Origin of the sequence: Bacillus cereus group sp. BceL220, assembly GCF_051776965.1 — a bacterium.
GTDB classification, from domain to species: Bacteria; Bacillota; Bacilli; order Bacillales; family Bacillaceae_G; genus Bacillus_A; species Bacillus_A cereus.
This window is the reverse complement of record NZ_JBPWBC010000036.1, coordinates 1-9,067: the sequence shown is the minus strand read 5'-3', so window position 1 is coordinate 9,067 and position 9,067 is coordinate 1. Positions and strand designations below refer to the sequence as shown.

The following is a 9,067-nucleotide window of genomic DNA, read 5'->3' as shown; positions in this document are numbered from 1 at the left end:
ATTTGTTGGAAAAGTAAATGAAATTCCAATTGGGAAACCGTTATCTAATACGGAGATTTATATTTTAAATCACCAACTCCAATTAAATCCGATAGGGGTAATAGGGGAAATCTGTATAGCTGGGGATGGCTTGGTACAAGGGTACTTAAATCGTCCAGAATTAACAAAGGAAAAATTTATTTATCATAATAATCTGCAGAAAAGATTATATCGTACAGGTGATTTGGGTAGATGGTTGCCAGATGGAAATATTGAATATTGTGGACGAATGGATCAACAAGTAAAAATTCGAGGGTATCGAGTAGAATTAGGAGAAATCGAAGCTCGTCTATTGAATGTGGAAGAAATACAGGATGTAGCTGTAGTAGTTGAAGAATTAAATGAGGGAGATAAAAATTTAATTGCCTATACGGTAGCTGATACAGTTTTAAATATTTTTGAGTTACGTAATAAATTAATGCAAAGTCTTCCCGTTTATATGATGCCATCACAAATAATTCAAATAAAAGCTATCCCCCTAAACTCTAATGGGAAAGTTGATAAGGTAGCTTTATTGAATCACGAAATAAGGGATAAAGAAGAAAGTTTTAATATAGAGCTTCCTCAAAATTCAATGGAAGAAATGTTATTAGGTATTTTTAAAAAAGTATTAAATATTGATCAACTTGGAGTAAATGAATTGTTTTTTCATATTGGTGGAGACTCTATAAAAGCTATTCAAGTGTCATCTAGATTAAATCAACTTGGTTATTATTTGGACGTAAAACATTTGTTATCTAATTTAAATATTCGTCAATTGAGTGCGTATGTTACTCAAAAAAAACAAAAATACAATAATGAGATTATTTCTGGTTCAGTACCATGTACACCGATTCAAAAATGGTTTTTTGAAAAAAGATTTGAAGAGGTCGAACATTTTAATCAATCATATATATTGCATGCGCCAGAGGGATTTGAAGTCAATATAATTAATGAGATATTCTCCAAAATTGTAGCACATCATGATGCATTAAGGATTATTTTAAAGGATGGAAATCTTTATAATCGTGGAATGGAAAACCCATTATTTGAGCTTGAGGTTTTACAAATAGCAGATGGTGTGAATAGGCAAGAAAAAATTGAGAATGAGTGTAATCGAATACAAAGAAATATATCACTTGAAGATGGTCCGCTTTTAAAGCTAGGTTTATTTCAAACAGGAGAAGGAGATTATCTTTTAATTGTGGTACATCATCTTGTAGTAGATGGTGTATCTTGGAGAATTCTGTTTGAAGACTTTTCAACTCTTTATAGTCAAGCAATCAATGGAGAAAAAATGCAGCTTCCCAATAAAACGGATTCTTATCAAACTTGGGCAAAACAGCTGGAAGAATATGCACAAAGTGATGAAATAGGAAGAGAAATATCGTATTGGGAAGAATTATCAAAGGTGGATGTGCCTGCTCTCATAAATAAGAAAGCTCTTTCAGGTGAGTATTTTATGAAAGATTATGATAAGACTAGTCTTTATTTTACAGCGGAAGAAACAATAAATCTCATTAAATATGCAAATAGAACATATAACACAAGTATAAACGATTTGCTTATTTCAGCACTCGGTTTAACTATACATGAATGGAATTCAAATGAAACTATCTGTATAGGTGTAGAAGGTCACGGAAGAGAAAATATTCTTGATGATATTGATATAACGAGAACAGTTGGTTGGTTTACTACTATATATCCACTTGTTCTACAAATGAAGAATGTAAATGAGATTGGTGATTATATAAAAAAAGTGAAGGAAACCATACGCAAAGTTCCAAATAAGGGAATAGGGTATTTTCTTTTAAAATATTTAAGATTAACGGATAAAGAAGGATTTATAGATAATTTAAGTCCGGAGATTGGATTTAATTTCATGGGTGATTTTGAACTGGAAAATATGGAAGATTTTGATATGCTTTCGAAAATGAAGGGCCAAGAAGTTAGTTCAAACTATCCATTAGATTTTTCTCTGAATTTAGAAGGCGGTATTATGAATAAACATCTATATATGGACTTTTATTATAATAGAAATCTATTTGAAAAACATACTATTGAACGGATGGCGGAAAGATACAAATCTTATCTTCTTCAAGTTATTGAGCACTGTGTAAATAAAGAAGATTTTGAATTAACACCAAGCGACTTTACTTCTTGTGATTTAGATTTTGACACTTTAAATGAGGTATTTAATATTATTGAAAATTTGTAGGAGTGAAGGAACGTGTATTCAAAAAAAGACATACAAAATATTTACTTCTTAACCCCCATGCAAGAGGGGATGTTATTTAATTATGCAATGAATGAAAAAGCAGGATCATATTTAGAGCAAATCACTTTTTCAATTGAAGGTACATTTAATTTTTCAGCTTTTAAGGCAGCCCTTCAAGTTTTAGTTGCTAGATATGATGTGCTTCGTGCTAGGTTTATCTATAAAAATGTAAAAAGACCAGTTCAAATTGTGTTAAAACAAGAAAAAATAGATATAAATCTTAAGGACATTTCTTTATACAATCAGAACGATAAGGAAGAATTTGTAAAAAAGTTTTATAAATTAGATAGAGAAAATCAATTTAATTTAGCTAAAGAACTGCCTTTTCGAATTAATATTTTTCAACTTTCTTCTAAAGAATATCTTGTTATTTGTAGCTTCCATCACATTATTTTAGATGGATGGAGTGTGGGAATATTATTACGCGAGTTTGGAGAGATATACGGAAATTTAATAAATAATAAAAAGATAGAGTTGGATGAAACTAAGCCGTATAGTCAATATATTAAATGGTTAGAAAAACGAGAGGGGAGGGAAAATGATTTAACATATTGGAAACAGTATCTTAAAGGATATGAACAAGTAGCGGGGATTCCTAAAGCAATAAAAAACAGGCAAAGTCAAGAATATGATTTACAGCAAATTGACTTTCGATTTAGTAAACAGGTAACCGAAAGATTGAAGAAAATTGCTCAACAAAATGGAGTTACGCTAAGTGCACTATTTCATACATTATGGGGGGTATTTCTCCAAAAGTATAATCAATTAGATGATGTTGTATTTGGATCTGTTGTATCGGGGAGACCTTCAGCCTTAGATGGTATAGATAAAATGGTAGGACTACTTATTAATTGTATTCCAATTCGGGTTCAAGCTGATGGTTCTATGCCATTCTCAAAGTTATTAAAAAAAGTGGGTACTGAGGTTGTAGGTTTAAGTGATTTCCATTTCTCTCCATTATCGGAGATTCAAGCAAATACAGCATTGAATCGTAATTTAATTAATCATGTAATTGTTTTTGAAAATTATCCGTTAGAAAATATAATGTCTTCAAATAATGAGGAATATCTAGGTTTTAACATTAAGAATATAGATGCATATGAGGAGACTGATTATGATTTTAATGTAGTTGTTATTCCAGAAGAAGAACTACATATTCGTTTTGGGTATAATGCTTTGGAGTATCAGGAATCATTTGTACAACGAATGAAAGAGCATTTTCAAAGTATTGCCGAAACGGTATCTATTCAACCAAATATTAGTATAAAAGATATTGATTTTGTAACTTTAGAGGAAAAAGAAATACTGAAGGAAGAGTTTCAGCAAGTTGAATATTGTAAACAAAAAACAATTATTGATTTATTTGAAAAGCAAGTATCTAAAACTCCTAAAAATATTGCTGTTCAATTTGAGAATCGGAAACTGACATATGCTGAATTGAATGATAAAGTTATAAAATTAGCAAAAACACTATCCTCTAAAGGTGTTCAGCATGAAGAAATTATTGGTCTTATGGTTGAGCCTTCATTGGAAATGATCATTGGTATATTAGGAATATTAAAGGCAGGGGCTACGTTTTTGCCTATAGATCCTACTTTTGTACCAGAGCGTATAAAATACATGCTTAGCGATACTAAAGCTAAGAGGCTATTAACACAGAAATGTTTAGAAGAGTTATTGTTAAATCTTAATTTTCAAGGAGAAATTACTTATATAGATGATGAACAAATTTATAAAAATGTAAATGTAATATGTGACTTTAAAAGTAAGGAATCGGATTCAGCGTATATTATCTATACTTCTGGTACAACTGGAAAGCCTAAGGGTGCATGTATTAGTCATAAAAATGTTATAAATTATATCAATTGGTTTACCAAAACCGCACAACTAAAAAATGAAGATCGAACAGGGCTGTTATCATCATTTTCTTTTGATTTAGGTTATACATCTCTATTTTCAGCACTTTTAAATGGCTGTCAGTTGCACATTATTAGAAAAGAAACATATACTTCTCCATCAAAATTATTAGAATATATTCAATACCATCGCTTAAGCTATCTAAAGCTTACGCCTTCATTATTTTCTTTTACTATAAATGATCCTGCATTTGTATCAAATGTATTGGAGAATGTAAGGTTGATAGTTTTAGGGGGAGAAGAAATTAATGTAAAGGATATAGAAAAGATATATGAAAATTGCTCACATATCCAATTTATGAACCATTATGGCCCAACAGAAACAACTATTGGGGCAATTGCTCAAGTAATTTCATTTGATCAATTTTCAATTTATCAAGAATGTCCTACTATCGGTAAAGGTATTGACAATATAAGAGTCTATATTTTAGATAAGCAGATGAATGTTTTGCCAAAGGGAATTACAGGAGAAATCTATCTAGCAGGAGATGGCTTAGGAAAAGGTTATTTGAATAATGAAGAACTAAATGAACAGAAATTTTTGCAGCATACATTATTAGATAAGACGGAACGTTTATATAGGACAGGGGATTTAGGAAGATATTTAGAAGATGGGAATATTCAATTTTTAGGGAGGGTGGATAGCCAAGTAAAGATAAGAGGTTATCGTATTGAGACATCTGAAGTTGAATACCACTTACGTTCACTGGAGGCTATTGCCGAAGCGAGTGTTATTGGTAAACAAGGTCAAGATGGTATTTCCTATCTTTGTGCATATGTAGTTTTAAATAAAGCAGTAAACTTTTCAGAACTACGAGTGGAGTTATCTAATAAAGTTCCTGATTATATGATTCCTTCTTATTTTGTACAAATGGATAAAATTCCTTTAACACCTAATGGTAAAGTAAATCGAAAGTTACTTCCAGAGCCAGATTCAAATATAGGAACTAACATTTCTTATGAGGCACCTAGAAACAATATAGAAGAAAAATTAGTTTGTATTTGGAAAGACATACTCTTGGCTGATAGCATTGGTATTTTTGATGATTTTTTCTTATTGGGTGGTCATTCATTAAAGGCGATGACTTTACTGTCTAGAATTCAAAAAGAATTAGAAGTAGAAATTAATTTAAAGCAATTATTTGAGAATCCTACAATTCATGGACTAGCTGAATGTATCTCTAAAACTAAAAAGTCTTTATATTCATCTATTAAATGTGCGGAGCGTAAAGATAATTATGTAGTTTCCTCAGTGCAAAAAAGAATGTATACATTATCTCAATATGATTCAACAAGTGTAGCTTACAACATTCCGATTGTAATGATGATTGAAGGTAACATTGATGTAAAACGATTAGAAAAAGCGTTAGATAGGATTATTAAACGTCATGATTCACTTAGAACTTCTTTCAAAATGCATAATGATCAAATTGTACAAAATATATCGAAAGAGGTCTCATTTGTATTAGTAAAAGAAGTAGCTCGGAGTAAAGATATTCAAGTAATATTTAATAATTTTATAAAGCCATTTGATTTAACTAAAGCACCTTTGATGAGAGTTGGGTTAATAGAATTAGAAAAAGAGCAACATCTTTTAATATTAGACATTCATCATATTATTGCAGATGGTCTATCTATTGGTATTCTTATAGAAGAATTAATGGATGAATATTATGGTAAAGAATTAAAAGAATTAAAATTACAATACAAAGATTATGCAGAATGGCAGCAAAGGTTTATTCAAAGTGAGGAGTTTCAAAGGCAAAAAGAATACTGGGTAGGCCAATTTAAAGATGGGGTTACAAAAGTAGATATGCCTACTGATTATGTACGACCAAACGTACAAAGCTTTGAAGGGGAAAATGTATATTTTACAATTGATTCCGAACTTACGAGAAAATTGAAAGAAGTTTGTCAGGAAACAGGTGTTACATTATATATGCTACTAATAAGTGCATATCAAACTTTATTGTCTAAATATGTAGCACAAGAAGAGATTATAGTTGGTACGGTAGCGGCCGGAAGAATGCATGCAGATTTACAAAATATTGTAGGGATGTTTGTTAATACTTTACCAATAAAAGGGGAATTGGATAGTAATAAGACATTTCGTGAATTTTTAGGAGAGATAAAATTAAAAATTTTAGAGGCCGTTGATAATCAGGATTATCCATTTGAAGAATTAGTTGAAGTACTTGCGTTACCAAGAGAAGCAAGTAAAAATCCATTATTTGATACAATGTTTGTTATGGAAAATGTGGATATATCAGATATAAAATTGAATGGTTTGAAAATTAATCCATGTAATGTCGACTATCCTTTTGCCAAGTTTGATATGACAGTGTCCGCTAAAGAGCATCATGGAAAATTAACATTTCGTTGGGAATATGTAAGAAATTTATATAAAAAGAAGACTATTGAATTATTTACAGAACATTATGTAGAAATATTAAATAGTATTGTGCGGGATTTGGATCAAAAGATTAGTGATATAAATATGCTTACAAAGAAAGAACAAATTAAATTAAGTGATGAATTGAAAGAAATAAAAAGAGAATATCCATTACATGGAACGTTACAAAGGTTATTTGAAAAACAAGTAGAAACAAATCCCGAAAAAGTTGCAGTAGTATATGAAGATAAAAGTTTAACCTATAAAGAATTAAATGAACGGGCAAACCAATTAGCACATACTTTACAAGCTAGGGGAATAGGAAGAGAGTGCATTGTAGGAATTATGGTGGATCGTTCAATAGAAATGATGGTAGGAATCTTAGGGGTTTTAAAAGCTGGCGGAGCGTATCTACCGATTGATTCAAACTCTCCTCATGAACGTATTCAATTTATGTTAGAGGATAGCCAGTCGGAAATAATATTGACTCAAACACATTTGATTGAAAAGTTAAGCCATAGGTATAGTGTTTTAGATTTACAAAATCCGGAGAGTTATAGCAATGATCATTCTAATCCTGAAATTATAAATCAAGCAAATGACCTAGCCTATATTATTTACACTTCGGGCTCTACCGGAAAAGCTAAAGGGGTATTAGTTACTCATTATAATGTTATTCGGTTATTTACTGCTACAGATCATTGGTATGGATTTAATGCAAAAGATGTATGGACTTTATTTCATTCTTATGCTTTTGATTTTTCTGTTTGGGAGATTTGGGGAGCATTAATTTATGGAGGAAAGTTAGTTATAGTACCTTATGAAGTAAGTCGTTCACCTGAAGCTTTCTATAATTTATTAATTGATCAAAGAGTGACTATCTTAAACCAAACACCATCAGCTTTTCGACAATTAACTAGGTATGAAGAGGGATTACAAGAACGTGGGGAGCTATTACTTCGATATGTCATTTTTGGTGGAGAGGCCTTAGACCCTAAAAGTTTAAAAGGATGGATGAAGAATCATGGAGATCAGAAACCGCAAATAGTAAATATGTATGGGATTACAGAGACTACCGTACACGTTACATATCGTCCAATTACTCTGAAAGATGTCGAGGAAACAGTAGGAAGTGTAATTGGAAAACCTATTCCTGATCTACAGGTATACCTTCTAGATTCAAATCAACAATTTGTTCCTACAGGTGTACCAGGTGAAATATATGTTGGTGGAGAAGGTGTTACTCGTGGTTATCTAAATCGTCCTCAATTAACGTTAGAACGATTTATTAAAAATCCATTTATAGAACAGACTGATGCATATCTTTATAGGACTGGTGATTTAGGGAGATTTACATCTGATGGAGAACTTGAATATTTAGGAAGAATTGATCAACAAGTTAAAATTCGAGGATTCCGTATAGAATTAGCAGAAATTGAGCAGCATTTAAGAAAACATGAATCTATCCAAGAAGTTGTTGTGTTAGATAGATTAGATCATGAAGGAAATAAGATTTTGGCAGCTTTTTTAGTATTAAGGGATGCACTTACGGTTTCACAATTGCGAAAATTCTTGATGAAGAGTCTTCCAGATTATATGATTCCGTCCATGTTTGTTGCTGTAAAGGAGATGCCTCTTACTACTAATGGAAAAATAAATCGAAAAGTATTATTAAATTTAGATGCAAATCTAGAGATTGGATCTAAGTATGAAGCACCAGAGAACGATTATGAGGAACGTTTAGCTAATATATGGGAATTGCTTCTTGAAATTGAAAATATTAGTGTTACTGATGACTTTTTCGTGTTAGGTGGAGATTCATTAAAAGCAGTTATTTTAGCTGGGCGTATTCATCAGGAGTTTAACGTAGAAATTAAGGTACAAGAAATATTTAGATTAAGTAATATTAGAGAATTATGTAAATATATCTATTCTACAGAGTTAAATGTATTTTCGAGTATTAAGCCTGTAGGACGTAAGGAAAAGTATAATGTTTCATCTGCTCAAAAACGAATATATGCTTTGTCTCAATATGACTTAGAAAATACTACTTATCAGATACCAAATATAGTGATAGTAGAAGGAAATTTGGACATCAAACGATTAGAAGATACTTTACAAACATTGATTCAAAGGCATGATATATTAAGATCTTCTTTTCACTCTATAGATGATAAGGTCATACAGTGTATTAATGATCAAATTGTTTTTGAATTAGAAAGAGGTTTGATAAAAAATAAATCTTTTGAAGATGTTATTGATGAGTTTGTACGTCCTTTTGATTTAGGACAAGCACCACTTATACGAGCGAGAGTAATAGAGTTTGGAGAAAACCAGTATATATTTATGTTAGATATTCATCACATTATTGCGGATGGTGTATCCATTGGTATCTTTATGAAAGAATTGATGGAACTCTATTATGAGAATGAATTACCAGCATTAAAGTTACAATATAAAGAT

At 31.0% G+C, this 9,067-nt stretch carries 2 protein-coding genes; both read left to right on the top strand.

Going from position 1 to position 9,067, the window contains the following annotated elements:
* Positions 1 to 2,236, top strand: a 2,236-nt coding sequence (locus ACS2FK_RS30215; protein ID WP_438899968.1) for a condensation domain-containing protein, incomplete at its 5' end; no start/stop codon positions are given.
* Between the two features lie 12 nt (positions 2,237 to 2,248).
* On the top strand, positions 2,249 to 9,067 hold a 6,819-nt coding region (locus tag ACS2FK_RS30210), incomplete at its 3' end, for an amino acid adenylation domain-containing protein (RefSeq protein WP_438899967.1).